Source organism: Ruegeria sp. CF3, from assembly GCF_056537365.1.
On record NZ_JBQFRK010000002.1, the window covers coordinates 1 to 26,546 of the forward strand.

22 protein-coding genes are annotated in these 26,546 nt (G+C 57.3%); 3 read left to right on the forward strand and 19 right to left on the reverse strand.

What is annotated here, in order from left to right; all coding sequences use genetic code 11:
* From ACR0KC_RS07725 to rpsL, 4 genes are all read right to left on the reverse strand, one after another.
* A partial coding sequence (locus tag ACR0KC_RS07725) for a GTP-binding protein (protein ID WP_170611170.1) occupies nucleotides 1-111 on the reverse strand: 111 nt, incomplete at its 3' end.
* 60 nt (nucleotides 112-171) lie between these two features.
* A complete protein-coding gene (gene fusA / locus ACR0KC_RS07730; RefSeq protein ID WP_170328783.1) occupies nucleotides 172-2,289 on the reverse strand; it encodes an elongation factor G in 2,118 nt (705 codons plus the stop codon).
* 18 nt (nucleotides 2,290-2,307) lie between these two features.
* Nucleotides 2,308-2,778, reverse strand: coding sequence for a 30S ribosomal protein S7 (rpsG, locus tag ACR0KC_RS07735; protein WP_010441203.1), 471 nt, complete (start codon nucleotides 2,776-2,778; stop codon nucleotides 2,308-2,310).
* Nucleotides 2,779-2,793: 15 nt separating this feature from the next.
* A complete protein-coding gene (gene rpsL / locus ACR0KC_RS07740; RefSeq protein WP_005621086.1) occupies nucleotides 2,794-3,165 on the reverse strand; it encodes a 30S ribosomal protein S12 in 372 nt (123 codons plus the stop codon).
* Between the two features lie 398 nt (nucleotides 3,166-3,563).
* On the opposite strand from rpsL, the gene ACR0KC_RS07745 reads away from it, so the two are divergent.
* A complete protein-coding gene (locus ACR0KC_RS07745; protein ID WP_480771687.1) occupies nucleotides 3,564-4,379 on the forward strand; it encodes a glycosyltransferase in 816 nt (271 codons plus the stop codon).
* Here the strand turns inward: ACR0KC_RS07745 and ACR0KC_RS07750 are convergent.
* From ACR0KC_RS07750 to rplK, 10 genes are all read right to left on the reverse strand, one after another.
* Nucleotides 4,364-5,233 (reverse strand): DMT family transporter, encoded by an 870-nt coding sequence (locus tag ACR0KC_RS07750; RefSeq protein ID WP_480771688.1) that lies wholly within the window; start codon nucleotides 5,231-5,233, stop codon nucleotides 4,364-4,366. The genes ACR0KC_RS07745 and ACR0KC_RS07750 overlap by 16 nt on opposite strands.
* A gap of 129 nt (nucleotides 5,234-5,362) precedes the next feature.
* Nucleotides 5,363-6,436, reverse strand: coding sequence for a pyridoxal-phosphate dependent enzyme (locus ACR0KC_RS07755; protein WP_170596851.1), 1,074 nt, complete (start codon nucleotides 6,434-6,436; stop codon nucleotides 5,363-5,365).
* Nucleotides 6,437-6,577: 141 nt separating this feature from the next.
* Complete coding sequence (gene rpoC / locus ACR0KC_RS07760) at nucleotides 6,578-10,819, reverse strand: DNA-directed RNA polymerase subunit beta' (protein ID WP_170611187.1); 4,242 nt, start codon at nucleotides 10,817-10,819, stop codon at nucleotides 6,578-6,580.
* 52 nt (nucleotides 10,820-10,871) lie between these two features.
* Nucleotides 10,872-15,008, reverse strand: coding sequence for a DNA-directed RNA polymerase subunit beta (gene rpoB, locus ACR0KC_RS07765; protein ID WP_170398571.1), 4,137 nt, complete (start codon nucleotides 15,006-15,008; stop codon nucleotides 10,872-10,874).
* 250 nt (nucleotides 15,009-15,258) lie between these two features.
* On the reverse strand, nucleotides 15,259-15,633 hold the full coding sequence (gene rplL / locus ACR0KC_RS07770; protein WP_010441182.1) for a 50S ribosomal protein L7/L12: 375 nt from the start codon (nucleotides 15,631-15,633) through the stop codon (nucleotides 15,259-15,261).
* An 80-nt stretch (nucleotides 15,634-15,713) separates the two neighbouring features.
* Nucleotides 15,714-16,232 (reverse strand): 50S ribosomal protein L10, encoded by a 519-nt coding sequence (gene rplJ / locus ACR0KC_RS07775; RefSeq protein WP_170406495.1) that lies wholly within the window; start codon nucleotides 16,230-16,232, stop codon nucleotides 15,714-15,716.
* A gap of 513 nt (nucleotides 16,233-16,745) precedes the next feature.
* Complete coding sequence (locus tag ACR0KC_RS07780; protein WP_480705775.1) at nucleotides 16,746-17,666, reverse strand: hypothetical protein; 921 nt, start codon at nucleotides 17,664-17,666, stop codon at nucleotides 16,746-16,748.
* Nucleotides 17,663-18,331, reverse strand: a complete 669-nt coding sequence (locus ACR0KC_RS07785) for a class I SAM-dependent methyltransferase (RefSeq protein ID WP_480771689.1) — start codon at nucleotides 18,329-18,331, stop codon at nucleotides 17,663-17,665. Before ACR0KC_RS07785 ends, ACR0KC_RS07780 begins: the two co-directional genes overlap by 4 nt.
* 304 nt (nucleotides 18,332-18,635) lie before the next feature.
* Nucleotides 18,636-19,334, reverse strand: a complete 699-nt coding sequence (gene rplA / locus ACR0KC_RS07790) for a 50S ribosomal protein L1 (protein ID WP_010440987.1) — start codon at nucleotides 19,332-19,334, stop codon at nucleotides 18,636-18,638.
* 1 nt (nucleotide 19,335) lies between these two features.
* The gene (gene rplK / locus ACR0KC_RS07795; protein WP_010440985.1) at nucleotides 19,336-19,785 is read right to left on the reverse strand and encodes a 50S ribosomal protein L11; all 450 of its coding nucleotides are present in this window, start codon (nucleotides 19,783-19,785) and stop codon (nucleotides 19,336-19,338) included.
* 381 nt (nucleotides 19,786-20,166) lie between these two features.
* Between rplK and ACR0KC_RS07800 the strand changes: the two genes are divergently transcribed.
* Together ACR0KC_RS07800 and ACR0KC_RS07805 are read left to right on the forward strand one after the other, a co-directional pair.
* Nucleotides 20,167-21,408 (forward strand): peptidoglycan-binding domain-containing protein, encoded by a 1,242-nt coding sequence (locus tag ACR0KC_RS07800; RefSeq protein ID WP_170398593.1) that lies wholly within the window; start codon nucleotides 20,167-20,169, stop codon nucleotides 21,406-21,408.
* Nucleotides 21,409-21,503: 95 nt separating this feature from the next.
* Complete coding sequence (locus ACR0KC_RS07805; RefSeq protein WP_480771690.1) at nucleotides 21,504-22,691, forward strand: adenylate/guanylate cyclase domain-containing protein; 1,188 nt, start codon at nucleotides 21,504-21,506, stop codon at nucleotides 22,689-22,691.
* A gap of 47 nt (nucleotides 22,692-22,738) precedes the next feature.
* Here ACR0KC_RS07805 and nusG read toward each other — a convergent pair whose 3' ends face one another.
* From nusG to ACR0KC_RS07830, 5 genes are all read right to left on the reverse strand, one after another.
* Complete coding sequence (gene nusG, locus ACR0KC_RS07810; protein ID WP_152459924.1) at nucleotides 22,739-23,272, reverse strand: transcription termination/antitermination protein NusG; 534 nt, start codon at nucleotides 23,270-23,272, stop codon at nucleotides 22,739-22,741.
* 192 nt (nucleotides 23,273-23,464) lie between these two features.
* Nucleotides 23,465-23,662 (reverse strand): preprotein translocase subunit SecE, encoded by a 198-nt coding sequence (secE, locus tag ACR0KC_RS07815; protein ID WP_170398600.1) that lies wholly within the window; start codon nucleotides 23,660-23,662, stop codon nucleotides 23,465-23,467.
* An 80-nt stretch (nucleotides 23,663-23,742) separates the two neighbouring features.
* Entirely contained in the window at nucleotides 23,743-23,901 is a 159-nt protein-coding gene (gene ccoS, locus ACR0KC_RS07820; protein WP_074737762.1) for a cbb3-type cytochrome oxidase assembly protein CcoS, read from the reverse strand.
* Nucleotides 23,902-23,906: 5 nt separating this feature from the next.
* Entirely contained in the window at nucleotides 23,907-26,084 is a 2,178-nt protein-coding gene (locus ACR0KC_RS07825) for a heavy metal translocating P-type ATPase (protein WP_480771691.1), read from the reverse strand.
* A 2-nt stretch (nucleotides 26,085-26,086) separates the two neighbouring features.
* Nucleotides 26,087-26,545 (reverse strand): FixH family protein, encoded by a 459-nt coding sequence (locus ACR0KC_RS07830; RefSeq protein WP_170406514.1) that lies wholly within the window; start codon nucleotides 26,543-26,545, stop codon nucleotides 26,087-26,089.
* Nucleotide 26,546: the final 1 nt, after the last annotated feature.

Genomic DNA, 26,546 nt, shown 5'->3' on the forward strand with positions numbered 1-26,546 from the left:
ACCGAAATACTTGGTGATTGCTGCGGTCAGCGTGGTCTTGCCGTGGTCAACGTGGCCAATCGTGCCGATGTTGACGTGCGGCTTATTACGCTCAAACTTTTCCTTTGCCATGATGGCCTCCTTTTTCGGTAATGAAGGGAGCGCGTTAGCCGCGCTCCCTCAAATCTTCGCTTATGCGTATTTCGCCTGAATCTCGTCCGAGATGTTCTGCGGGACCGGATCGTAGTGATCGAACTGCATGGTGAACTGGGCACGGCCCGACGACATCGAACGCAGAGTGTTGATGTAGCCGAACATGTTGGCCAGCGGAACAAACGCGTCGATCGCGATTGCGTTGCCGCGCGGTTCCTGACCAGATACCTGGCCCCGACGCGAGGTCAGATCACCGATGATACCGCCGGTATATTCTTCCGGGGTGATCACTTCGACCTTCATGATCGGTTCCAGCAGTTTCGCGCCAGCTTTGCGCATGCCTTCACGCATACACATCCGCGATGCGATTTCGAACGCCAGAACGCTCGAGTCAACGTCGTGGAACTTACCGTCCAGCAGGGCAACCTTGAAGTCGATCACGGGGAAGCCAGCCAGCGGGCCGCTGTCCATGACCGAGTTGATGCCTTTTTCAACACCCGGAATGTATTCCTTCGGAACGGCACCACCAACGATGCGGCTTTCGAACGAGTAACCTTCGCCCGCTTCGGTCGGCTGGATCTCCAGCTTGACTTCCGCGAACTGACCCGAACCACCCGACTGTTTCTTGTGGGTGTAGGTGTGCTCAACCGGCATCGAGATGGTTTCACGATAGGCCACCTGAGGTGCACCGATGTTCGCTTCAACCTTGAACTCGCGCTTCAGACGGTCAACCAGGATGTCCAGGTGAAGTTCGCCCATGCCCTTCATGATGGTCTGACCGGATTCCAGATCAGTTTCCACACGGAAGGACGGGTCTTCGGCGGCCAGACGGGCCAGACCCTGAGACATCTTCTCTTGGTCGCCCTTGGTTTTGGGCTCAACCGCGATCTCGATAACCGGATCGGGGAAGGTCATGGTTTCCAGAACCACCGGATCCTTCGCGTCACACAGGGTGTCACCGGTGGTGGTGTCTTTCAGACCCGCCAGCGCGATGATGTCGCCTGCAAACGCTTCTTCGATCTCTTCCCGGTTGTTCGAGTGCATCATCATCATACGACCGATGCGCTCTTTCTTACCTTTGGTCGAGTTCAGGATCGAGTCACCCTTGTTCATGGTGCCCGAGTAGATCCGAGTGAAGGTCAGCGAGCCAACGAAGGGGTCGTTCATGATTTTGAACGCCAGACCCGAGAAGGCCATGTCGTCGTCTGCACGACGGGCGATGTCACGAACTTCTTCCTCGTCGCCGGGTTTGAAGCCCATGTAATCAACAACGTCCAGTGGGCTGGGCAGATAGTCGATCACAGCGTTGAGCAGAGGCTGAACGCCTTTGTTCTTGAACGCCGAACCACCCAGAACCGGAACGAACGCGATTTCCAGAGTACCTTTACGCAGCAGGGCGCGCAGGGTTGGAACGTCGGGCTCATTGCCTTCCAGGTATTCCATCATCGCGTCGTCGTCCATTTCGACGGCCGCTTCGATCATCTTGCCGCGCCATTCGTCAGCCATGTCTTTCAGGCTGTCCCGGATAGGAGCTTTGATCCAGCTTGCGCCCAGATCTTCGCCCTGCCACAGCCACTCTTCCATGGTGACCAGGTCGATCAGGCCTTCCAGCTCGGACTCGGCACCGATCGGAATACCAACCGGAACAGCGCGTGCGCCGGTGCGGTCTTCGATCATGTTGACGCAGTTGAAGAAGTCAGCGCCGATCTTGTCCATTTTGTTGACGAAAACCATACGCGGAACCTTGTAGCGGTCAGCCTGACGCCACACGGTTTCGGTCTGGGGCTCAACACCGGCGTTTGCGTCCAGAACGCAGACAGCACCGTCGAGAACCGCCAGCGAACGCTCAACTTCGATGGTGAAGTCAACGTGGCCGGGGGTGTCGATAATGTTCAGGCGGTGCTTAGGAGTTTCTGCGGTCTGACCGTCCTCGGTGCGTTCCCAGAAAGTGGTGGTCGCAGCCGAAGTGATGGTGATGCCGCGTTCCTGCTCCTGCTCCATCCAGTCCATGGTGGCTGCACCATCGTGCACCTCACCGATGTTGTGGGATTTACCAGTGTAATACAGGATACGCTCCGAGCAGGTGGTCTTACCTGCGTCGATGTGCGCCATGATACCGAAGTTACGGTACAGTTCGAGCGGATATTCGCGTGCCATTGGTCTAAGCCTCTCGGATTACCAACGATAATGGCTGAAGGCTTTGTTCGCCTCGGCCATCTTGTGGGTGTCTTCGCGTTTCTTGACGGCAGTACCGCGGGACTGAACGGCGTCCAGCAGCTCGCCTGCAAGGCGCTCTTCCATGGTGTTTTCGTTGCGGCCGCGCGCAGCAGTGATCAGCCAGCGGATGGCCAGTGCTTCGCGGCGCTCAGGGCGCACTTCGACCGGAACCTGATAGGTTGCACCACCAACGCGGCGCGAGCGAACCTCGACCGACGGTTTGATGTTGTCGAGCGCTTCGTGGAACACTTCGACAGGAGCGCGCTTTACCTTGTTCTCAACGCGGTCAAACGCGTTGTAAACGATGCGCTCTGCGACCGACTTCTTGCCGTCGATCATCAGGTTGTTCATGAATTTGGTCAGTACCTTGTCGCCAAATTTGGCGTCAGGCAGGACTTCGCGTTTTTCGGCGGCGTGACGACGTGACATATCAGCCTCTCCTTCTTACTTGGGACGCTTCGCGCCGTATTTCGAACGGCGTTGCTTACGGTCTTTGACGCCCTGAGTATCCAGAACACCGCGCAGGATGTGGTAACGCACACCGGGAAGGTCTTTCACACGGCCGCCACGGATCAGAACAACCGAGTGTTCCTGCAGGTTGTGGCTTTCACCCGGGATGTACGAGATAACCTCGAACCCGTTGGTCAGGCGCACTTTGGCAACCTTACGCATAGCCGAGTTCGGCTTCTTCGGTGTGGTGGTGTACACGCGGGTGCAAACGCCGCGCTTCTGCGGGCACTGCTCCAGGTGCATGGACTTCGAGCGTTTTACTTTGGGCTGCCGCGGTTTGCGGATCAGCTGTTGAATAGTTGGCATTCCGGTTTCTTCCCCGTTTTGCAACACACATGACATGCACGCGCGTTGCGTGCGGTTAAATTCGCTGCACTCATGCGTCCACAAGCGCAAAACCCGCGAGCGTTCCCATTCCGAGGTGAACGTCGCGGTTTGTTATCAGAGGGCGCGAACGATAAAAGTGTCCGGGCCTTGACCAGTTCATTACTGAAATCGGTTATGGGGCGGCCCCCGGTACCGAGATGTCGCGCGTATTAAGGGGAGTCGGCCCGAGTGTCAACAGCCCAGCGGGAAGCGCGTGTTGTACATAAGAGCTCCGGCCGTCTATCAGGAACTAATGGAGATTCCCACTGCACCGACGCATTGCAGCACTTCGGCACCGGATGCATAGTGAGCATGCCCTGCAAACCATTGGATGCCCCATGCAAGTCTTTGGCCTGTGCCGATTTTCATTCCCTGCTCTGGGCGATTTCCAGATCGAACATGACACGGTCGCAGATCGGCGCGCCCATCTCTACAACCCTGCTCGTCTGGAAGAGCGGTTCCGCTTGTTCGAATCTGTGACATTGCCCAGCTTTCGCGCGCAGACAGATGGGGACTATCAGCTTCTGGTCGTTGTTGGGGACTGTCTGCCGCGAAAGGCGCTCGACCGGCTTAAGGACCTCTCCGCTGACATCAAGCAGGTACGAATTGTCCAAAGGCCTGTCGAACCAAGCCATAAACACCGGCAGGTCATGAAACGAATCCTTCAAGAAGCGCGTTCAAACCCGGACCGGCCCTGTCTTCAATTTCGCCATGATGACGACGACAGCATTTCGATTGATTTCATCGAAAGACTGCGCGAGTCCGCCGATGATGTTGCCGGGCTGATTGGAAAAAATCAGGCCATAGGCCTCGATTTCAACAACGGATACCAGGCCAGCTTTGGGCCGAATGGGGTTCGGGCGGCACAAGTCTACAAATCTCTGCTTGGGGTGGGCTTGGGCATGCTTATCGCGGGCGGGTGCGCCCACACGATCATAAGTTTTACCCACAACCGGATCGGGCGTTTCATGCCAGTGGTCAGTTATCCTGATCGCCCGATGTGGATCAGGACATTGAACAACTCCAACGACTCGCCGCGCGCTGAAAAGCAGAAGGCGCAGCTTGCGCCGATCACGCCCGAAATCGAGACCGATTTTGCCACGCGTTTCGCGCTAAACCCCGGTTTCGTACGTTTGCCTCACTTCTCCGCCTGACGCGCCCGTTCGCGAAACAGAGTGAACATCCCTGCCCCAACAACCAATGCCGCGCCCAGCATTGTAATACCGTCAGGCCAGTCTCCGAACACCACCCATCCAAGCCCAAGCGCCCAAATCAGGCTGGAATACCGGAAGGGGGCAACAAAGCCGACTTCTCCCACGCGCATGACCATGACACTGAATAGGTACCCCATCAGAACAAATACCGCAGCGCCAGCTATCATCATGCCGGGTCCAATAGAAATTGGCACCCAACCCTCGAGTATAGAGGCAATGGTTGCGGCTAATGTGATTGAGAGTGATGTTGCCAAAGTCACTACCATCGAAGGGACGTCTGCCGACATACGTCGCGTGATGAGATCACGGGCGGTGACAGCGGCAACCGCTATCAATGCATATATCGCGTAGATACTGAAACCGTCAGGGCCGGGGCGAACGATTAATATCATACCGAAGAACCCCAGTGCGATCGCAACGATCCGCATCCATCCGATCACCTCGCCAAAGAAAAGGGCGGCGCCCAAAGTCACGGTCAGGGGCAGTGCCTGCAAAACGGCGGCAACATTGGCGAGCGGCATATGCATCAGCGCGGTCAGGAAAAAGAATGTCGCCGCCAGCTCGGCTACACAGCGAAAGGCAATCAACCATTTGTCATGGCGCGAAAAGTCGATGTGAAGCGCACCAAGATGCCGCGCCAGAAAGAACACCAGAACCGTTGCCAATGCTCCGCGCATCGCAACCAGTTGGAACAGGGGAATAGCCTGTCCGACCAGTTTCACCAGGGTGTCATTGATCGTAAAGGCAGCCATGCTGCCCATCATCAGCAATGCGCCTTTAACGTTAGGATTCATTTAATCAACACCCGGTCTTCAATATATCGTCGTACTCACTGTTCAATCGATCACGAAGTCAATTTGCGCCTGACAATCCTACGGTAATAGTTCCGACGAGTTACACCAACTGTCGGCTTGTCAGTCGTTTCAATCTGTCATCTGGGCGGAAGGCGTAGATTTCGAGATCTCGATCTCATCATCCGTCATCTCCTCTTCTACGCCATCAAACAATGGTGTCGAAAGGTAACGCTCGCCCGTATCTGGCAGCATTACCAACATGACGGAACCTTCCGGAGCAGTCTCGGCCAGTTTCATCGCGACCGCAAAGGTCGAGCCACCAGAAATACCGGTAAAAATCCCCTCTTCCGCGGCCAAACGGCGCGACCATGCAATACCGTCGCTACCGGGAACGGGAATCAACTCATCATAGTACGAGTTATCAATGGCCTCCTGCAGAACCCACGGAATAAAATCAGGCGTCCAGCCTTGGATCGGATGCGGCTCGAAGTTCGGATGGCTCTCGGTCGGCTGGTGTATTTCATTGCGCGTGTTCACATATCCTGACGACACAATGGCTGCGTTGGCAGGCTCTGTCAGGATGATCTTGGTCTCAGGGCGCGCTTTTCTAAGAGCCCGGGCCACGCCCGAGACGGTCCCGCCAGTGCCATAGCCCGTAACCCAATAGTCGAGATTCTGCCCATCAAAGTCACCCAAGATTTCCTGCGCGGTGGTATTTTCGTGAATATCGGCGTTGGCTGCGGTTTCAAACTGGCTGGCCAGGAACCAACCGTTCTGCTCGGCCAGTTCTTTAGCTTTTGTATACATGCCGAACCCCTTTTGCGCGCGCGGTGTCAGGACAACTTTTGCCCCCAAAAACCTCATCAGCTTGCGCCGCTCGACCGAGAAACTGTCGGCCATCGTCACAACCAAGGGATAGCCTTTGGCCGCACAGACCATCGCCAGCCCGATACCGGTATTCCCCGAGGTCGCCTCAACTACTGTCTGACCGGGTTTTAAGCTACCGTCGCGTTCTGCCGCTTCGATGATGTTGAGGGCAAGGCGATCCTTGACAGAACTGGCCGGGTTAAATGCTTCGAACTTCACATAGACCGTCACGTTTGAGGGCGCGATCCTGTTTATTCGTATGCTTGGCGTGTCTCCGACGGTGTCCAAAATACTGTCATACAGGCGCTTTCGCCCATGCGTTTGACGGGTTGTCATTGCGGCCCCCTCCTCTGTTGACGAAAGCATGCCACAAACCGGGTCACATTAGTAACTATCTTTGTGAGAGTTCGCCTCGGAGCGCTCACAACAAGAAAGGCCCCGCGAAATCGCGGGGCCTTTCTTAGCTATTGAGGGTGCCTATTCGCGGCTTTCCGGTGTTTCCACCAGAACGTCCAGCTCATCACCGACCATGTCGTCGTCGAAGGTCGGAGCGGCCAGAGCAGCGGCTGCTTCGGCCTCTTCCCGGCGCGCTTCGATAACCACGTTGTCACGCGACTGCGCGATGTGGCGGACGGCCTGAGTGGCCCCACCGGTCCCGGCGGGGATCAGACGACCAACGATGACGTTCTCTTTCAGGCCAACCAGCTTGTCTTTCTTGCCCTGAACCGAGGCTTCGGTCAGCACGCGGGTGGTTTCCTGGAACGACGCCGCCGAGATGAACGAACGCGTCTGCAGCGAAGCTTTGGTGATCCCCAGAAGGATCGGCTCACCCTGAGCCGGACGACCGCCACGCGAGATAGTCTTCTCGTTGGCTGCGTCGAACTCTTGCTTGTCGACATGTTCGCCTTTCAGCAGGGTGGTGTCACCTGAATCCAGGATCTCCCACTTCTGCAGCATCTGGCGCACGATGACCTCGATGTGCTTGTCGTTGATCTTAACGCCCTGCAAGCGGTAGACGTCCTGCACCTCGTCGATCATGTAATCCGCCAGCGCTTCGACACCCATAATCGACAGGATGTCATGCGGAGCCGGGTTACCGTCCATCAGGTATTCACCCTTCTGGATGAAATCCCCTTCGGCGACCGGGATGTGCTTGCCCTTGGGGACCATGTACTCGATGGTCTCCATGGTCTCGTCAGCCGGTTCGATGCTGATGCGGCGCTTGTTCTTGTAGTCGCGGCCAAAGCGCACGTAACCATCGGCTTCTGCGATGATCGCGTGATCTTTCGGACGACGGGCTTCGAACAGTTCGGCCACACGCGGCAGACCACCGGTGATGTCCTTGGTCTTGGCGCCCTCACGCGGGATACGCGCAACAACGTCACCGGCTTCGATGGTCTGACCATCTTCGACGGACAGGATCGCATCCACCGACATCGGATAGTGAACCGGGTTGCCCGCATCGTTGCGGACGGGCTCGCCATCTTCACCGACCAGAATGATCTCGGGCTTGAGGTCGCTGCCTTTGGGGGCCGCGCGCCAGTCGATCACGATCTTCTGGGTCATGCCGGTTGCATCGTCGGTCTCATCCCGGACCGCAAGGCCCGAAACAAGGTCGACATATTTCGCGGTACCGGCTTTCTCGGCGATGATCGGCAGGGTGTAGGGGTCCCATTCGAACAGCTTGTCGCCACGAGCAACCTTGGTGCCGTCCTTGACGAACAGCTTGGAGCCATAGCCCAGCTTGTGGCTGGCACGCTCTTCGCCGTGTTCGTCGCTGATCACCAGCTTCATGTTCCGGCCCATAACGAGGCTTTCGCCTGCGGCATTGACCAGAATCTGCGGGTTCTCGAAGGAAACGACGCCTTCCTGGCTGGCTTCCTGGAACGACTGCTGACCACCTTGCGCAACACCACCGATGTGGAAAGTACGCATCGTCAGCTGCGTACCGGGTTCACCAATGGACTGCGCGGCGATGATGCCGACAGCCTCACCTGTGTTCACCATGGTGCCGCGTGCAAGGTCACGACCATAGCAGGTGGCGCAGACGCCTTCCTCGGACTCACAGGTCAGAGGCGAGCGGATGCGCATCGACGCAACACCAGCTTCGTCAATAGTGTCCGCCATGCGTTCGTCGATCAACTGACCAGCGGCCACGATCACCTCATCCGTGCCCGGACGCAGAACATCGTCAGCCGCCACACGACCCAGCACACGTTCGGCCAGCGAGGCAACAACCTCACCGTCATTCACGGCGGCTTCGGCTGTGATCGCACGCTCAGTACCACAGTCGATCTCGCGAACGATGCAGTCCTGTGCGACGTCCACCAGACGACGGGTCAGGTAACCCGAGTTCGCCGTCTTCAGAGCGGTATCCGACAGACCCTTACGGGCACCGTGGGTCGAGTTGAAGTACTCGAGAACGGTCAGACCTTCTTTAAAGTTCGAGATGATCGGCGTCTCGATGATGTCACCGTTCGGCTTGGCCATCAGGCCGCGCATACCGCCCAGCTGTTTCATCTGAGTGACCGAGCCACGCGCACCCGAGTGGGCCATCATGTAGACCGAGTTCGGTTCCTGATCCGACCCGTCTTCGGCCTTGGCAACGTCCGAGATGGTGCTCATCATCGCTTCGGTGACGCGGTCGTTACACTTCGACCAGGCATCAACAACTTTGTTGTACTTTTCGCCCTGAGTGATCAGGCCGTCCATGTACTGCTGTTCAAAGTCCTTCACCTGACCGCGGGTGTCATCAACGATGCCCCACTTGTCATCCGGGATGACCATGTCGTCCTTACCGAACGAGATGCCCGCCTTGAACGCTTCTTTGAAGCCCATCGACATGATCTGGTCACAGAAGATAACCGACTCTTTCTGACCGCAGTAACGGTAGACGGTGTCGATCACCTGCTGCACTTCTTTCTTCCGCAGCAGGCGGTTGACCAGCTCGAACGGGGCTTTGTTGTTCATCGGCAGCAATGCACCCAGACGCAGACGGCCCGGAGTGGTTTCATAGCGCTTCTGAACTTCGTTGCCTTCGTCGTCGATCTGCGTGATCCGCGCGGTGATTTTCGAGTGCAGATGCACCTCCCCCGCGTCCAGCGCGTGCTGAACTTCTTCGATCGAACCGAAGACCTTGCCTTCGCCCGGCATACCTTCGCGTTCGAGGGTCACATAGTACAGACCCAGGATCATATCCTGCGACGGAACGATGATCGGCGCGCCGTTTGCAGGCGACAGAACGTTGTTCGTCGACATCATCAGAACACGCGCTTCCAGCTGGGCCTCAAGGCTCAGCGGAACGTGAACGGCCATCTGGTCACCATCGAAGTCGGCGTTAAAGGCCGAACAGACCAGCGGGTGCAGCTGGATGGCTTTACCTTCGATGAGAACCGGCTCGAACGCCTGAATGCCAAGACGGTGCAGCGTCGGCGCACGGTTCAGCATGACAGGGTGTTCGCGGATCACCTCGTCGAGGATATCCCACACTTCGGGACGCTCTTTCTCGACCAGTTTCTTCGCCTGTTTGACGGTCGAAGATAGACCCTTGGCTTCAAGGCGCGAGTAGATGAACGGCTTGAACAACTCCAACGCCATCTTCTTGGGCAGACCACACTGGTGCAGCTTGAGTTCCGGGCCGGTCACAATGACCGAACGGCCCGAGAAGTCGACGCGTTTCCCCAGAAGGTTCTGACGGAAACGACCCTGCTTACCTTTCAGCATGTCCGACAGCGATTTCAGCGGACGCTTGTTGGCGCCGGTGATCACGCGGCCACGACGGCCGTTGTCGAACAGAGCGTCCACGGATTCCTGCAACATCCGCTTTTCGTTGCGGACGATGATGTCAGGCGCGCGCAGCTCGATCAGACGCTTCAGACGGTTGTTCCGGTTGATGACGCGGCGATACAGATCGTTCAGATCCGAGGTCGCGAACCGGCCACCATCCAGCGGAACCAGCGGACGCAGTTCCGGCGGAATGACCGGGATCACGGTCATGACCATCCACTCAGGCCGGTTGCCCGACTCGAGGAAGGATTCGACAACCTTCAGACGCTTGATGATCTTTTTGGGCTTCAACTCGCCGGTTGCTTCGGCCAGATCAGCGCGCAGCTGCTCAGCTTCGGCTTCCAGATCGATCTGGGCCAGCATCTCACGGATGGCTTCGGCACCGATATTCGCGGTGAACGCATCCATGCCATAGGCATCCTGCGCATCCATGTACTCTTCTTCGGTCAGCATCTGGCCGTAGGTCAGGTCGGTCAGACCGGGCTCGATGACGACATAGTTTTCAAAGTACAGAACGCGTTCCAGATCGCGCAGCGTCATGTCCAGCATCAGACCGATGCGGGACGGCAGCGATTTCAGGAACCAGATGTGTGCGACGGGCGCGGCCAGTTCGATGTGGCCCATACGCTCGCGGCGGACTTTCTGCAGGGTGACTTCCACACCGCATTTCTCGCAGACAACGCCGCGATATTTCATCCGCTTATATTTGCCGCATAGACATTCGTAATCTTTGATCGGGCCAAAGATACGCGCGCAGAACAGACCGTCACGCTCGGGCTTGAACGTGCGGTAGTTGATGGTTTCGGGTTTCTTGATCTCACCATAGGACCAAGACAGGATCCGTTCAGGGCTGGCCAGCGAAACCTTGATCTCGTCAAAGACTTTCGGCGGTGTCAGCGGGTTGAACGGGTTGTTGGTGATTTCCTGGTTCATTTTGATACCTCAAATTTTGCGGAAGGGGGGACGGGAGGAAGGGCCGAGGCCCTTACTCCTCAACCTCCGCATCCAGGAGTTCCATATTCAGGCCGAGGCCACGGACTTCTTTAACCAGAACGTTGAACGATTCCGGTACGCCCGCTTCAAAGTTATCCTCGCCCTTGACGATCGACTCATAGACCTTGGTCCGACCGGCGACGTCATCCGATTTCACGGTGAGCATCTCCTGCAAGGTGTAGGCGGCGCCGTAAGCTTCCAGAGCCCAGACCTCCATCTCACCAAAGCGCTGACCACCGAACTGCGCCTTACCACCCAGCGGCTGCTGGGTAACCAGGCTGTACGGCCCGGTCGAACGCGCGTGGATCTTGTCGTCCACCAGGTGGTGCAATTTCAGCAGGTACTTGATGCCCACGGTGACCGGGCGCGCGAATTGCTCACCGGTGCGACCGTCGAACAGAACCGACTGACCGCTTTCCGAGAAGCCCGCACGCACCAGCGCGTCGTTGACGTCTGCTTCTTTGGCACCGTCGAAGACCGGAGTAGCGATCGGAACACCACGGGTCACGTTGCCCGCAGCCTCGATCAGGCCATCCTCGTCCAGACCGGTGATGCCTTCTTCGTAGACATCCTCGCCATAAGCCAGCTTCATCGCTTCGCGCACCGGGGTCAGATCGCCGGAACGGCGGTACTCACCCAGAGCCTCATCGATGTTTAGACCCAGACCGCGTGCGGCCCAACCCATGTGGGTTTCAAGGATCTGACCGACGTTCATACGCGAAGGCACACCCAGCGGGTTCAGACAGAAGTCAACCGGAGTACCATCGGCCAGGAACGGCATGTCTTCCATCGGAACAACCTTGGAGATAACACCTTTGTTCCCGTGACGACCGGCCATCTTGTCGCCCGGCTGCAGCTTACGCTTCACGGCGATGAAGACTTTGACCATCTTCATCACACCCGGCGGCAGGTCGTCGCCACGACGGACTTTCTCGACCTTGTCCTCGAAACGGGCGTCCAGAGCACGCTTTTGCACTTCGTATTGCTCGTTCAGAGCTTCAACGATCTGTGCATCCTGCTCGCCTTCCAGCGCCAACTGCCACCACTGACCGCGGGTCAGGGTTTCCAGCAGATCCTCGGTGATCACCGACCCTGCCTTGACGCCTTTCGGGCCTTTGACAGCGGTTTTACCCAGGATCAGACCTTGCAGACGCGCGTAGATGTTGCGGTCAAGAATCGCCAGCTCGTCGTCCCGGTCACGGGCCAGACGTTCGACTTCCTCACGCTCGATCTGCAGCGCACGCTCGTCTTTCTCGACGCCGTGACGGTTGAAGACGCGGACCTCAACGACCGTACCGTAGTCACCCGGCTTCACGCGTAGCGAGGTGTCGCGCACGTCAGATGCTTTCTCACCAAAGATGGCGCGCAGCAGCTTTTCTTCCGGGGTCATCGGGCTTTCGCCCTTCGGAGTGATCTTGCCGACCAGAATATCGCCCGGCTCAACATCCGCACCGATGTAAACGATGCCTGCCTCGTCGAGGTTGCGCAGCGCTTCTTCACCGACGTTCGGAATGTCGCGGGTGATCTCTTCCGGGCCCAGCTTGGTGTCGCGGGCGGCGACTTCGAACTCCTCGATATGGACCGAGGTGAAGACGTCGTCACGCGCGATACGTTCCGAGATCAGGATCGAGTCTTCGTAGTTGTAACCGTTCCACGGCATGAACGCGACGACCACGTTCTTACCAAGCGCCAGTTCACCCATATCGGTCGACGGACCGTCGGCAATGACTTCGCCCTTTTGGACGGTGTCACCCACCTTGATCAGCGGACGCTGGTTGATGCAGGTGTTCTGGTTCGACCGCTGGAACTTGCGCAGACGATAGATGTCAACGCCAGCGTCACCCAGTTCCAGATCTTCGGTGGCGCGGATAACGATACGCTGGGCATCAACCTGGTCGATGATACCGGCGCGTTTCGCCTGAATCGCGGCACCCGAGTCGATCGCAACCTTTTCCTCGATGCCGGTACCGACCAGCGGAGCCTCGGCCCGCAGCAGCGGAACCGCCTGACGTTGCATGTTCGAGCCCATCAGAGCGCGGTTGGCGTCGTCATTTTCAAGGAATGGGATCAGCGATGCAGCAACCGAGACCAGCTGTTTCGGCGACACGTCGATCAGGTCCACATTCTCGCGCGGGGCCAGAGTGTAGTCACCAGCCTGACGGGTCGAAACCAGATCGTTGATGAACTTGCCATCGGCGTCCAGGGTCGCGTTCGCCTGCGCCACGGTGTGACGCATTTCCTCGGTCGCGGACATGTAGTGTACCTCATCGGTCACCTCGGCGTCTTTGACGACGCGGTAGGGTGTTTCGATGAAGCCATACTTGTTCACGCGGGCAAAGGTGGCCAGCGAGTTGATCAGACCGATGTTCGGACCTTCTGGCGTTTCAATCGGGCACATCCGGCCATAGTGGGTCGGGTGCACGTCGCGCACCTCAAAGCCCGCACGCTCACGCGTCAGACCGCCCGGGCCAAGCGCCGAGAGACGGCGTTTGTGGGTGACTTCCGAAAGCGGGTTGGTCTGGTCCATGAACTGCGACAGCTGCGATGAGCCAAAGAATTCACGAACAGCAGCCGCAGCTGGTTTCGCGTTGATCAGGTCCTGCGGCATGACGGTGTCGATCTCGACAGACGACATACGCTCTTTGATCGCGCGCTCCATGCGCAGCAGGCCAACGCGGTACTGATTTTCCATCAGTTCGCCGACCGAACGCACACGACGGTTGCCGAGGTGGTCGATATCGTCCACGTCGCCTTTGCCGTCACGCAGTTCCACCAGCGCCTTGATGCAGGCCACGATGTCTTCGCGGCGCAGCGTGCGCAGGGTGTCCGGCGCGTCCAGAGCCAGACGCATGTTCATCTTCACACGACCAACGGCGGACAGGTCATAGCGCTCGCTGTCGAAGAACAAGGTGTCGAACAGAGCCGACGCAGCCTCGACGGTGGGAGGCTCGCCCGGACGCATGACGCGGTAGATGTCCATCAGCGCGCTTTCACGGTTCAGGTTCTTGTCCTGAGCCATGGTGTTGCGCATGTAGGGGCCAACGTTGACGTTGTCGATGTCCAGAACCGGGATGTCGGTGATACCCGCATCCATCAGGTCCTTGACAGTACCACCGATCAGGTCGCCGTCTTTATCATACTCTAGGGTCAGCTCATCACCGGCTTCGACATAGATCGCGCCGTTTTCTTCGTTGATGATGTCCTTGGCGACATACTTGCCGACGATGTTGTCGAAGGGCACCAGCAGGTCGGTAACAGCACCTTCGTCGATCAGCTTCTTGACCGCGCGAGGGGTGACTTTCTTGCCCGCTTCGGCAATCACTTCGCCCGATTTCGCGTCGATCAGATCATATGTCGGACGGGTACCGCGCACACGCTCGGGGAAGAAGGGCGTGACCCAGCCTTTCTTCTTGTCCAGCTTGTAGGACACGGTGTTGTAATACGCGTCCATGATCGCTTCCTGATCCAGACCCAGCGCATAAAGCAGGGTTGTCACAGGCAGTTTGCGACGACGGTCGATACGGGCGAACACGATGTCCTTGGCGTCGAACTCAAAGTCCAGCCAGCTGCCGCGATACGGGATGATGCGGCAGGCAAACAGCAGCTTGCCCGATGAATGGGTCTTGCCCTTGTCGTGATCAAAGAACACACCGGGCGAACGGTGCATCTGGCTGACGATCACACGCTCGGTACCGTTCACGATGAAGGTGCCGTTCGGTGTCATCAGGGGCATATCGCCCATGAACACGTCCTGTTCTTTGATGTCTTTGACCGATTTCGCGCCGGTGTCCTCATCGACATCAAACACGATCAGACGCAGAGTGACCTTGAGCGGCGCGCTGTAGGTCATGTCGCGCTGCATACACTCTTCGACGTCGTATTTGGGTTTTTCCAGATCGTATTTCACGAACTCCAGCACGGAGGTTTCGTTGAAATCCTTGATCGGGAAAACCGACTGGAACACGCCTTTGATGCCTTCGCCGTCTGTAGGCTGTTCTGCATCGCCGGAGCGCAGGAAAAGATCATAAGAAGATTTCTGTACCTCAATGAGGTTCGGCATTTCCAAAACTTCGCGGATTTTGCCGTAATATTTACGAAGACGTTTCTGGCCAAGGAACGTTTGAGCCATGTCAGATGTCACCTTTCGATGTTCTCAGCGGGCAAAGACACCGTCGGGCCCCGGCATCTTGCACAATCGAGACGACACGTCCGGATCAATTCGTGGCCACCGTCCCGAAGGCGGCCTCCCGATCCGAAAACCGTGTCTTAGAAAACGCCCCCTGGGTTGAGGCCCTTTCTAAGACAGGTTCGGCTGGACCCGGATTTCTCCGGACCCAGCCAAATTTTGCGGCGCATCAGCGATGCGCCTGTCGGTTGGCTTAGGCCAGCTCGACTTCGGCGCCAGCTGCTTCCAGCTTGCCTTTGACTTCCTCGGCTTCGTCTTTCGACACGCCTTCTTTGATCTTGCCGCCAGCTTCGACCAGCTCTTTGGCCTCTTTCAGGCCCAGACCGGTGATGCCGCGAACTTCTTTGATCACGTTGATTTTCGAAGCGCCGGCGTTCTTCAGAACGACGTCGAATTCGGTTTTCTCTTCCTCAGCTGCGCCACCGGCGTCGCCACCAGCTGCAACCATTACGGCGCCGCCAGCTGCAGGCTCGATGCCGTATTCGTCTTTGAGGATGGTTTTAAGTTCTTGTGCTTCCAGCAGGGTCAGACCCACGATGCTTTCTGCGAGTGCTTTCAGATCAGCCATTGTATTAGCTCTTTCCGTTTTACAGTGTGTGTTCCAACGTCAGGGTGGATCCCCTACGCAGATCATTCAGTGCCAACCGCTTACGCAGCTTCCGCCTTCTCTTCGATGGTGGAAAGGATGCTTGCGATGTTGCTTGCAGGTGCGCCAATCGCGCCGGCGATGTTCGAAGCAGGTGCGCCAATGCAGCCCACGATCGAAGCAATAAGCTCTTCACGAGACGGCATTTTCGAAACGGCTTCAACGCCTTTGCGGTCCAGAGCGTTCTCGCCCATTGCACCGCCAAGGATCTCAAAATTCTTGTTATCCTTGGCGAAGTCCTCGGCCACCTTGGCAGCTGCCACAGGGTCCTCGGAATAGGTCAGAACGGTCATCCCTGTCAGCAGGTCGGCCATGCTTTCACACGGCTTACCCTCAAGGGCGATTTTGGCGAGCCTGTTCTTGGCAACACGCACGGCACCACCCGCGTCACGAGCACGTGCGCGAAGGTCCTGCATCTCGGCAACTGTCAGACCGGCGTAGTGCGAAACCACTACGACGCCAGAGCTTTCGAAGATTTGGCCGAGTTCCTCGACCACTTTCTCTTTCTGGGCTCTATCCACAGTTCTCTCCAAGTTAGGGGTGATATCTCACCCCGGCTCATATTTGCCGCAGCTTTCGCTCCGGCGTTCAGGTCCGTTGTTACGGGATTGGCCAAAATGCGCCCGAGGATCGTGACCCTCAGAATTCTTTGGTCTTACCCGTCTCAGGCAGGGAATTAAGGGGCCAGATGGACCCACCCACCGTCTTGGACGAAACGAAATAAAGCGCACGACGAATCGCACGCTTTATTCCGCAGGTCTACTTAGGACAGATAGGCCGGGTTTCCAAGAGGTAAATTTAGGCGGCTTGCACCTCCCGCGCAGGGGCCGCCACATAGTTGAAATTGTTCTGAGGCATCTCGGTTTCCAGAAAACGAGCCGACACTAAGGCTTGCGGATTTCGCTACGCGCACCATAGCTTCGCCCCAGCCACGACTTAGCGCCTATCCGCATATTGATCTAGACAAGTATTCCTCCAGTTTATCCCGTGACGCAAATGCGACTGTTGCTTGAGGACACGATGATGCGGTGCTTTCAACCGATACTAAAGTCGTGCTGAAGCAAAGGTGCAAACTTGCGGCGCGCCCTTCGCCAAGCGAAATGAAACAGCGGGTCCGGTATCCGCCAATTTTCACCGTAACTCTGCGCCAGCAATGCGGGCGCGTCCTGCGGTAGCATGATTTCCCCACCGTTAAGAGATTTAAGCGGGAAAATCGCGCTTTCCGGCAGATCATAAAGTGAGTACGGATACACGCTAAAGCGCCCGTTTTCCGTCCAAGCCGGAAACAGATCGATATCAATACCCAAGTTATTTTTGACTTTGAATATAGGTATGCTGTTTTTTAGCGAATTGGCATCCAAGCAATCGCTTTCCAGCAATTCTCGCTGATATTCGGCCCATTTTCCTGCAACACCTTCAAGCGTTGACTCACCCAGATACACCGCAAAATCGACATCGTCGTCGTGACCAATCAATCCACCCTCGCGAACATGACCCAACAAAGCGCCAGCGTACAGAATGATCGGCTTCCCCAAACGAATTACGGGTTTAAGCTCGGCGTCAAGTTTTGAAAAGATTTCATCACCAGCCTTTTCCCCGAATGTTCTGTTATAGCCATGCGGTGTAATGAAATCGGGATGTAGCGTCTGCTTCACGCGCTCAAAAAATGAGGCAAAGCGCGCCTCTTTGCCCTGATCCGCATAGCGAGTCTCCATATGCTTTAGCCTACCGTGCGTACGGGCAGGCTTTGTTCTCCCATGGCAGCAAAGAAGGATATAGGTCTCTTCCCAGTCATCAAAGAGCGCTTGGTTTTCCAAGCGCTTTATTGGTTCCTTTAGCGAATTGACAGCCAAACGCGTTTTACGAGGCCGTGGTAGTGCAGTTTGTGCCGCAGCATGGGTAAAAACATGCTCTCGAAGTGAGGCAAGCTCCTTGATTAATTCTTCTTCTGTCATGGTGTTTTTTCATAGATCGCGCGGGCGACGATCGCATCTTCTGTTTTATATTTTGCGAAACCACTGCCTTCGACGCCATAACACTTTCGGAATTCTGAGGCTTCCATTTTTGAATCCAGATCCGTCGCACTTACGTATCGCCGAAAATGCGGCGCCGCAATTTTCGTTGTGGCTCGGTCCGCCAACGTTCGATATTCGAACGCCACGACGTCGCCAGGCTTGCACCCGCTCCGCAGCGCCCGGATCAGAGCATCTTCTTCATCATCTGTGATCGCATGCAAAAAGAACCGAGCATAAACGCAAACGATTTCAGATCGTCGCTCGGACAACACACGCTCAACCCATCCATCTTCGAGATTGGTCTGAACAAATTCAAGATCGTCGCCGCCCTGCTTTTGTGCATGCTTTTGCGCTGACGCAATCGCTGCCTCAGACGCATCCATGCCGGTCACTTTGAACCCGTGTCGTGAAAAGAAAAAACTGTCACGGGCATTCCCACACCCTACGTCGATGACATGTGACTGCCGATCAATCTCATTTGCCACAAACGCTGCGAATTGCGACGGCAAGGTAAGCTCCCATGACCCTGCCGATTTCGCATAAAACTGGTCCCAAAAGGCGCGTCGATCTTCTGGAAGTGATTTCTGACGAATATTTTGGTTCATTGATGGGTATTCTCGAACAGCTACTACACGACAATGGGGGAACTGTGTCAGACCGCACCCCCTAGTTCAATCGCTTCTTTAGCCACCGCTGCTGAGGCATTGAATCTATGTTTGTGCGTATCGCTGCTTTTTAGTCAGCGTAGCTGTAACCGGGTTTGAAATTGGCAAAACTTCAAGATTTCAATTGAGGTGCAAGCAACCACGCTATCACACAGCTACAGCCTGTTTCTCATGTGGCACGCAATAAAAATCCCGGGCAGTTCTCACTACCCGGGATCAAGTTCTCACAGCTTAACGCTAAGGCTTATTCGCCCGCAGCAGCCGCCACGTCCAGAGTCACACCCGGGCCCATAGTCGAGCTCAGCGCGATTTTCTTCATATAGGTGCCTTTGGCACCCGACGGCTTGGCCTTGGCCACAGCCGAGATGAAGGCACGGACGTTTTCGACCAGCTTGGCTTCGTCGAAGGACGCTTTGCCAACACCGGCGTGCACAACGCCGCCTTTTTCCGCTTTGAACTGAACTTCACCACCTTTTGCTGCTTCCACAGCCGCTTTCACGTCCATGGTCACGGTGCCAACTTTGGGGTTCGGCATCAGGTTGCGGGGGCCGAGCACTTTACCCAGACGACCGACGATCGGCATCATGTCCGGGGTTGCAATGCAGCGATCAAATTCGATGGTGCCGCCCTGAATGGTTTCCATCAGGTCTTCCGCGCCAACGATATCTGCGCCCGCTTCTTTCGCTTCGTCTGCCTTGGGGCCACGAGCAAATACAGCGACGCGCATCGCTTTGCCGGTACCGTTCGGCAGGCCAACAACGCCGCGAACCATCTGGTCCGCGTGACGGGTGTCAACGCCGAGGTTCAGAGCGATCTCGATGGTCTCGTCGAATTTTGAGGTTGCGTTGCCTTTGACCAGGGAAACAGCTTCTTCGACCGACAGGTTTTCCTTGCCAGCGACAGCTTCGCGCGCAGCGCGGGTACGTTTACCGAGTTTTGCCATCTTACTTCACCTCGATGCCCATTGAGCGGGCCGAGCCCAGGATGATCTGCATTGCGCCTTCGACGTCGTTGGCGTTCAGATCTTTCATTTTGGCTTCGGCGATTTCACGAACCTGCTTCGAGGTTACGGTTGCCACGGTCTCACGACCTGGGTTTTCCGCACCACGAGGGCGGTTCCGCTTGCCGACCGGCTTCAGACCAGCCGCTTTTTTCAGGTAGTAAGACGCGGGCGGCGTCTTGATGTCCATGGTGAAGGACTTGTCCTGATAGTAGGTGATCACGGTCGGGCACGGGGCGCCGGGCTCCATGTCTGCGGTCTTGGCGTTGAACGCCTTGCAGAATTCCATGATGTTGATGCCGCGCTGACCCAGCGCCGGACCAACTGGCGGCGACGGGTTCGCCTGACCTGCAGGAACCTGCAGCTTCATTGTACCAGCAAGCTTCTTGGCCATTTGGTTTTCCTTTCAACTTAGGTGAAACGCGTTTCACCCAGACTATGTTGCGTGGTCCGATCCGGGATCGCGATCCCAGCAACCTCCCACGAGAGAATCTCGCCCGAAGACGATAGGGGCGGCACTTACAGCGGAACGGCGGGGTTGGCAAGTGGCCTGCCCTGCTCTCACACATCGAATCAAGCCCCCAAGTGGGTCTTATACGCTCACGGAGTACAGATCGTTACTAACAAGGTGCGACTGACAACTCTTAAGAAATTAATATCAATGCAGAATCTGCGCGGTGGTTGCGGGATGGTCGGGTTTCCGCCACCCCCCTCACCTCAATACTCGCAGCTGTGCTATACTCGACGAAATTAGTATTTTTGGTGGAGGTTAATTATGATCATTCGTTTATTAATAACAGTTGGCATCGCGCTGTCATTTGCGGCGTCTTCTCCTCAGACCGCGCGGGCCGATGCTGGCGAGATACTGGGCGGTGCTGTGGTTGGTGGCGTCATCGGCTACGCTATCGGCCGGGATCAGCAGAGAAAACAGCAGGCCCGGACGAGGTCAACAACAACACGCACCTATCGCCCCGGAATTCCGTCGACCACACAAGGGGCGCAAACCCAGACCGCGCTCAACTATTTCGGCTACAATGCGGGTCGCGTTGATGGTCAAGTCGGTCGTGGCACACGGTCTGCGATCGAACGCTATCAGGTCTCGATGGGCTACCCCGTGAATGGCTATGACTTCCAGCCCTATCAGCGCGACTTCCTGATGCAGGCCTACTACTGGGCGACAAGCGGCGGTCAGACGACAACCCAACTCGCAGGCCAACCGCTTTTGATGGAATACCGTCGGCAGATACAAACCGGCTCTGCCCTGGCTGCTGCCCCTCAGGCACCAGCACAAGCCCCAGCAACCACGATTCCGGTTGTGGTTCCTCAAGCTCAGGAACCAGAGCCCGAGGCCAATACAACTGAAACCGCCTCTGCCAGCCTGCCAAGCCTGTTTTCCGGCGGGACCGGCGGCCCATCGCTGGCCAATCGGTGTAGCGGGGTGATGCTGCAGACCTCGACAAACGGGGGCTACACGACGCTGTCAAATATGACGGATGCCGATTTTGCCCTCAGCGAACAGTTCTGCCTTGCTCGCAGCTATGCAATGGCGCGTGGCGAAGATCTGATGGCGGATATCCAGGGGCTGACGCCGGATCAGGTGAGCGCACAATGCGACTCGTACGGCGAAATGTTGGCACCGCAAGTTGATGCGCTTTCGATCAGCTCGAAGGCAGAAGCTGAAACCCAGGTACGCAAGCTTGCGCTGGACTCGGGCCTCAGCCCCGCTGATCTTGCAGCGACAAGCAAGGTCTGCCTGTCGATGGGCTACCGTCAGGACAACATGGACACGGCAGTCGGTTCTGCATTGATGCTAGTCGCGATGGGTGAGCCTGCCTATGGAGAGTTGATCGGCCACCATCTGCGCGAAGGCTTCGGTGTGCAACAGCGTCGCGATCTTGCTATGCAGTGGTATGATGCCAGCCTTTCGGCACTGGATGCCGGTTCGCAAGCCGTCTTCCTGCCGTCCCAGACCGACCGCCCGCAACTGTTGCGTGCGGCTATGGTTCAAGCGCAGTAAGTCGCGCACTCAGTCGTTTCAGCCACTGCGAGGCTGAAACAAATAACGCCGCGGTGTCCGTTTGCATCGCGGCGTTCTATATTGAGGGTGCCATTATGCCGACCCCACCGGAACCGATCCCAAAACAGGACAAGATCGACGCTTTGATCGAGTGGATGGTTGACGGTGCCCGCCCAGCTGGAAATGCGGTCGATATCATCGAAGGTATCTGTACTCGTCTGCTGGATGCCGGTGTCGCCATCGACCGGTTCGGTTTGTTCATCTGGACGCTGCATCCCAATCTGATGGGCCGACGTTTCCTGTGGAAAGCGGGCGCTGGAGTCGACCGGGTCGACGCGCCGTCTCAATTGTTCACCGAGGCGATCTACACCGATAACCCCCTGCCGCATGTGATCGAGCGTCAGCAACCCATCCGCCGCCATCTGGAAGACCCCAGCTGCCCCGAGGATTACATCATTGTCGGCGAATTGCGCGAGCAGGGCTTCACCGATTACCTGGCGCAACCGCTGATCTATCTCAACGGCGATACCCATGTCTGCACCTGGTCAAGTGCCACGCCCGGTGGGTTTTCAGAGAGTGATCTGGCGATCCTGAACCGGGTTCGCGGTCCGCTCGCCCGCCTGACCGAAACCTATATGCTGCGGCTCGACGCGACCTACCTGCTGTCGACCTATGTCGGCCGTAACAGTGGCGCCCACATTCTGGACGGTAAAGTACATCGCGGTGATGGCAGCAAAATCGAGGCCGTTATCCTGTTTGCGGATCTCAAGGGATTTACCCGTCTTTCGAATTCGGTTTCCGGCGATACGCTGGTCCGGCTGCTGAATGACACGTTTGATTGCCTTGTCCCGTCGGTCATGGACCACGGCGGAGAGATTCTGAAGTTCATGGGCGACGGCTTTTTTGCCATCTTCCCAACCAGCACGGATCTTCCGCCAAAGGTGCAGATTCAGGCCGCCATCGCAGCGGTGCGCGAGGGTGTGGCGTCGCTGGCCGAGGCCGATTTCCAGCACAAGCTAGGCGTACGGACTGCGATCCATCATGGTCGCTTCCACTATGGAAATGTAGGTGGCGGGGATCGGCTGGATTTCACGGCCATCGGTCCCGACGTCAATTTGGCGGCTAGACTTGTAGCGGCGGCCACAGACTTGGATTGCGACCATGTCCTTTCGGATACAGCCGCAGCATTTCTCCCGAAACTCTGCGAACCGGTCGGAACTGTATCACTTAAAGGTTTTGGTGAGGATCAAACTGTCTGGCAGATGAGCACGCCCCAAACGTAAAAAGGGTGCCCATAAGGCACCCCAAACGATGGTTCGATGGAAACCAATCAGCTCTGCTTAGTGACCTGCGTAAAGTCCAGCTCGACCGGTGTTTCGCGGCCAAAGATCGAAACCGAAACTTTCAGTTTCTGGTTTTCGTCGTCCACACCTTCGACCATGCCGTCGAAATCCTCGAACGGGCCGTCGTTGACCTTGACCTTCTCGCCGACCTCGAAGCTGATCATCAGCTTGGGCGCTTCTTCACCTTCCTGAACGCGGTTGAGGATCTGGTTCACCTCGGCGTCGCGCATCGGCATCGGGCGGCCCTGAGGGCCCAGGAAGCCGGTAACGCGATTGATCGAGTTGATCAGGTGATAGCCCTGATCCGACATTTCCATGTGTACCAGCACGTAACCCGGCATAAAGCGGCGTTCGGTGGTGACCTTCTTGCCCCGGCGCACTTCGATCACCTCTTCGGTGGGCACCAGAACCTCGTCGATATCGTCTTCAAGGCCCTGCTCAGCCACCGACGTGCGGATCTGCTCTGCGATCTTCTTTTCGAAATTCGAAAGAACGCTGACCGAATACCACCGTTTCGCCATGAACCTGTCGTCCTTGTTTGCCTTTGGGCTGCGACGCATCGCGCCCTTCGTTGAAATCCTATTGCGTCACCCGGAATAAAAAGCGGCGCGCAGCCCGATTCGCCGCACGCCCATTCCGAATAGTCATGTCACCTACTCTGACATCGCAAGCTGTGCAAGGGGGCAGTCGCGTTTCGGCTTGCCCAAACCGGCTTAGCTGAACGCGCCGAGTACCAGTTGCAGACCGCCGCGAATGCCCAGATCAACCAGCGCAAAGAACACAGCCGTCAGCGCAGCCATGATGAACACCATGACCGTGGTCAACAGCACCTCACGACGGGTCGGCCAGACGACCTTTGCGACTTCGGCGCGGACCTGCTGAATGAACTGGATCGGGTTTAAGGTTGCCATGAGGCTACAATCTCTCTTCTAGCGGATGGGCCGGACATAGCCGGGCATTGCGGCAATTTCAAGGGCTGTTGACGCCCTTGTCAGGGCTTGGGCTTGTCATCCCATTCGTCGCTGAGGATACGGCGCGCATCGCCTTCCGGATCCTCATACTGGTTCGAGCGGACCGTGTAGATAAACGCAACCAAGCCAACCCCGCCCAAAAGCAGGGAAATCGGGATCAGATAGGCAAGCACTTCCATCAGAGTTACCTCAGCCGCAAGGCGTTCAGCGAAACAGTAATCGACGAGGTCGACATCGCCAATGCCGCAATAAGGGGTGTCGCCAACCCGGCAACGGCCAGCGGGACCGCGATGATGTTATAGACAGTGGCGATCCGGAAATTCTCGCGAATCCGACGCGTCGCCCTGACGGCTGTATCGCAAGCCTCAGCGATCGGGGACAGATCATTGCCCAGTAGCACGATATCCGACGCCACCCGCGCGGCATCCAAGGCGCTGGCCGGAGAAATCGAGACATGCGCCGCCGCCAATGCCGCCGTATCGTTCAGCCCATCGCCGACCATCAGAACGTGCCGACCCTGATCACTCAGCTCCCGCACTTTGGCGGCTTTGTCTTGTGGCAAGGCCTGGGCGATCCAGTTCTCAATGCCAAGCTTGCCCGCCAAGGCCTGAACCGCGCCTTGCGTATCGCCGGAAATCAGGATGACGTCTTTGCCAGCAGCGCGGAAAGCCGCAACCGCCTCGGCTGCGCCTGCGCGCAGACTGTCGATAAAAGTAAAGCGCGATGGCGTCCGCGATCCAATTGCGAGCCAGGCTGCGGTCTGCTCACCATCTTCGCCGCCGACCCAGGCCGCTCGACCCAGCCGGACCTGCTGATCACGGTAAACGCCCTCAGTGCCATATCCCGGCACCTCAACAACATCGTGCAACTTGGCAGGCTTGATCCCTGCCTCACGCGCAGCCTTTGCAAGGGCAAGAGACAAGGGGTGCGAAGACGCTTCGGCCAATGCCAGAGCCAATTGCAAATCGGTACGCGAATGATCACCAAGATTGGTCAACTCGGGAGCACCAGATGTTAGGGTGCCGGTCTTGTCAAATACCACAGTATCCACTTCGGCCAGCCGTTCTAACGCGGTCGCGTGTTTGATCAGCATGCCGCTGCGGAACAATCGGCCTGATGCTGCAGTGGTTACCGCCGGGACTGCCAAGCCCAACGCGCAGGGACATGTGATGATCAAAACCGCCGCAGCGATATTCAGCGCCGTCCGGATATCGCCTGAATAAATATACCATCCTAAGAAGCTGAGCGCGGAGAGTATATGCACCCCCGGCGCATAAAGCTTGGCCGCCTTGTCTGCCAGCGAGGTATACCGTGACCGGCCCGATTCAGCGATGGCTACAAGATCCGCCATACGGTGCAGCGAGGTATCTTCCCCGACTGCCGTCGCACGGATGGTCAGAGGGCCGGTCAGGTTAACCTCACCTGCACTGACGTTCAGCCCGGCCTCGGCAAAGACCGGGAGGGTTTCCCCGGTCAGCAGCGACCGGTCCAACTCGGACTGGCCCGAGATGATTTCGCCATCCACTGGCATGCGCCCTCCGGGGCGAACCAGAATCAGTTCACCCACGTTAAGGCTCGCCACCGCCACTTCCGCTTCGGTCCCATCCACGAGCCGGATGGCGCGCGGGACCTCCAGCGCGGTTAGTTCTTCGGCAGCTGAACGTGCCGCGGCACGGGTGCGATAGTCCAAATACCTGCCCGCTAGCAGGAAGAATGTCAGGGTCAAAGCCGCGTCGAAATAAGCATGTTCACCGCTGAGTGCAGTTTCCCAAAGCGACGTGACCAGAGCCAGCAGGATCGCCAGAACAATCGGCACATCCATATTCAACCGGCGCACGCGCAGCGCGCTCCAGGCGTTGGAAAAGAAAGGCTGGGCCGAGAACGCAATTGCAGGCAGCGCAATCGCTGCCGATATCCAGTGGAACATGTCGCGCGTCGCATCGGTGGCGCCGGACCAGACCGACACCGATAACAGCATCACGTTCATCGAAGCAAAACCCGCCACTGCCAGCCGCATCAGCAGATCGCGCCCGGCCTTATCGGTTTGCGTAGCCGAAAGCGCACCCGGATCCAGTTCGTGGGCTTCAAAGCCAGCGCGCTCCAGCACCGGGATCAGATCGGCGGCGCGCGTATCCGGTGCCGCCTTGATCATCGCGCGTTTCAGCGTGAGATTGACCCGCGCGTCTTCAACTCCGGGATGGGCATTCAACTCACGCTCGACCGTAGAGATGCAGGCCGAGCAGTGGATGCCCGGCAGCGACAGCGCGATCTGCACATCCTCTGGGATTGGCCGCGCCGCTTCCGCCGGGGCTGCGATGCAGCCAGGACAGGCTGCCCGAGATGGAGTGGCTTGCGCAACCATCTCTAACCTTTCACATACAGGGGCACACGTTGCGCGAACTCGGCACCATCTTTTGCTTTGGCCACAAGGCGAATGTTCCAGTTCCCTTCGCCAAGGGCAGCCGGAGCGGCATAGGCGATGCCATCAAAAGTAAAGTCCGGCGAGAAGTCTTCCTTCACATGGGTGGCGCGCCCCACCACGGCCTGCAGATCTGCCACTTCAACAGGGGAACCGGTCTGATCCGTTATGTATAGCACCAGCAGCCCTCCGGTCAGCTCGGCCTTGATGTTCCAACCCAAGGCCTGCTGTTCCTTCAAACGTTCATTGAACTCCTGGCTGGCTACATAAGAGTTCTTCACCTCAAGCCCCGGAAAGGTCTTGATTGCACTATAAGCCAAGACGAGGTTCACCGTGATGATCACGCCAAAGGCCGCGACAAATACCGCCAATGCGTGTTTGCCTGTGAATTGACGTTCTGCCATT

Bases quoted from the DNA above. Each gene is read 5' to 3' on its own strand.
- fusA (WP_170328783.1), bottom strand. From the start codon at position 2,289: ATGGCACGCGAATATCCGCTCGAACTGTACCGTAACTTCGGTATCATG.
- rpsG (WP_010441203.1), bottom strand. From the start codon at position 2,778: ATGTCACGTCGTCACGCCGCCGAAAAACGCGAAGTCCTGCCTGACGCC.
- rpsL (WP_005621086.1), bottom strand. From the start codon at position 3,165: ATGCCAACTATTCAACAGCTGATCCGCAAACCGCGGCAGCCCAAAGTA.
- ACR0KC_RS07745 (WP_480771687.1), top strand. From the start codon at position 3,564: ATGCAAGTCTTTGGCCTGTGCCGATTTTCATTCCCTGCTCTGGGCGAT.
- ACR0KC_RS07750 (WP_480771688.1), bottom strand. From the start codon at position 5,233: ATGAATCCTAACGTTAAAGGCGCATTGCTGATGATGGGCAGCATGGCT.
- ACR0KC_RS07755 (WP_170596851.1), bottom strand. From the start codon at position 6,436: ATGACAACCCGTCAAACGCATGGGCGAAAGCGCCTGTATGACAGTATT.
- rpoC (WP_170611187.1), bottom strand. From the start codon at position 10,819: ATGAACCAGGAAATCACCAACAACCCGTTCAACCCGCTGACACCGCCG.
- rpoB (WP_170398571.1), bottom strand. From the start codon at position 15,008: ATGGCTCAAACGTTCCTTGGCCAGAAACGTCTTCGTAAATATTACGGC.
- rplL (WP_010441182.1), bottom strand. From the start codon at position 15,633: ATGGCTGATCTGAAAGCACTCGCAGAAAGCATCGTGGGTCTGACCCTG.
- ACR0KC_RS07780 (WP_480705775.1), bottom strand. From the start codon at position 17,666: ATGACAGAAGAAGAATTAATCAAGGAGCTTGCCTCACTTCGAGAGCAT.
- ACR0KC_RS07785 (WP_480771689.1), bottom strand. From the start codon at position 18,331: ATGAACCAAAATATTCGTCAGAAATCACTTCCAGAAGATCGACGCGCC.
- rplA (WP_010440987.1), bottom strand. From the start codon at position 19,334: ATGGCAAAACTCGGTAAACGTACCCGCGCTGCGCGCGAAGCTGTCGCT.
- rplK (WP_010440985.1), bottom strand. From the start codon at position 19,785: ATGGCCAAGAAGCTTGCTGGTACAATGAAGCTGCAGGTTCCTGCAGGT.
- ACR0KC_RS07800 (WP_170398593.1), top strand. From the start codon at position 20,167: ATGATCATTCGTTTATTAATAACAGTTGGCATCGCGCTGTCATTTGCG.
- ACR0KC_RS07805 (WP_480771690.1), top strand. From the start codon at position 21,504: ATGCCGACCCCACCGGAACCGATCCCAAAACAGGACAAGATCGACGCT.
- nusG (WP_152459924.1), bottom strand. From the start codon at position 23,272: ATGGCGAAACGGTGGTATTCGGTCAGCGTTCTTTCGAATTTCGAAAAG.
- secE (WP_170398600.1), bottom strand. From the start codon at position 23,662: ATGGCAACCTTAAACCCGATCCAGTTCATTCAGCAGGTCCGCGCCGAA.
- ccoS (WP_074737762.1), bottom strand. From the start codon at position 23,901: ATGGAAGTGCTTGCCTATCTGATCCCGATTTCCCTGCTTTTGGGCGGG.
- ACR0KC_RS07825 (WP_480771691.1), bottom strand. From the start codon at position 26,084: ATGGTTGCGCAAGCCACTCCATCTCGGGCAGCCTGTCCTGGCTGCATC.
- ACR0KC_RS07830 (WP_170406514.1), bottom strand. From the start codon at position 26,545: ATGGCAGAACGTCAATTCACAGGCAAACACGCATTGGCGGTATTTGTC.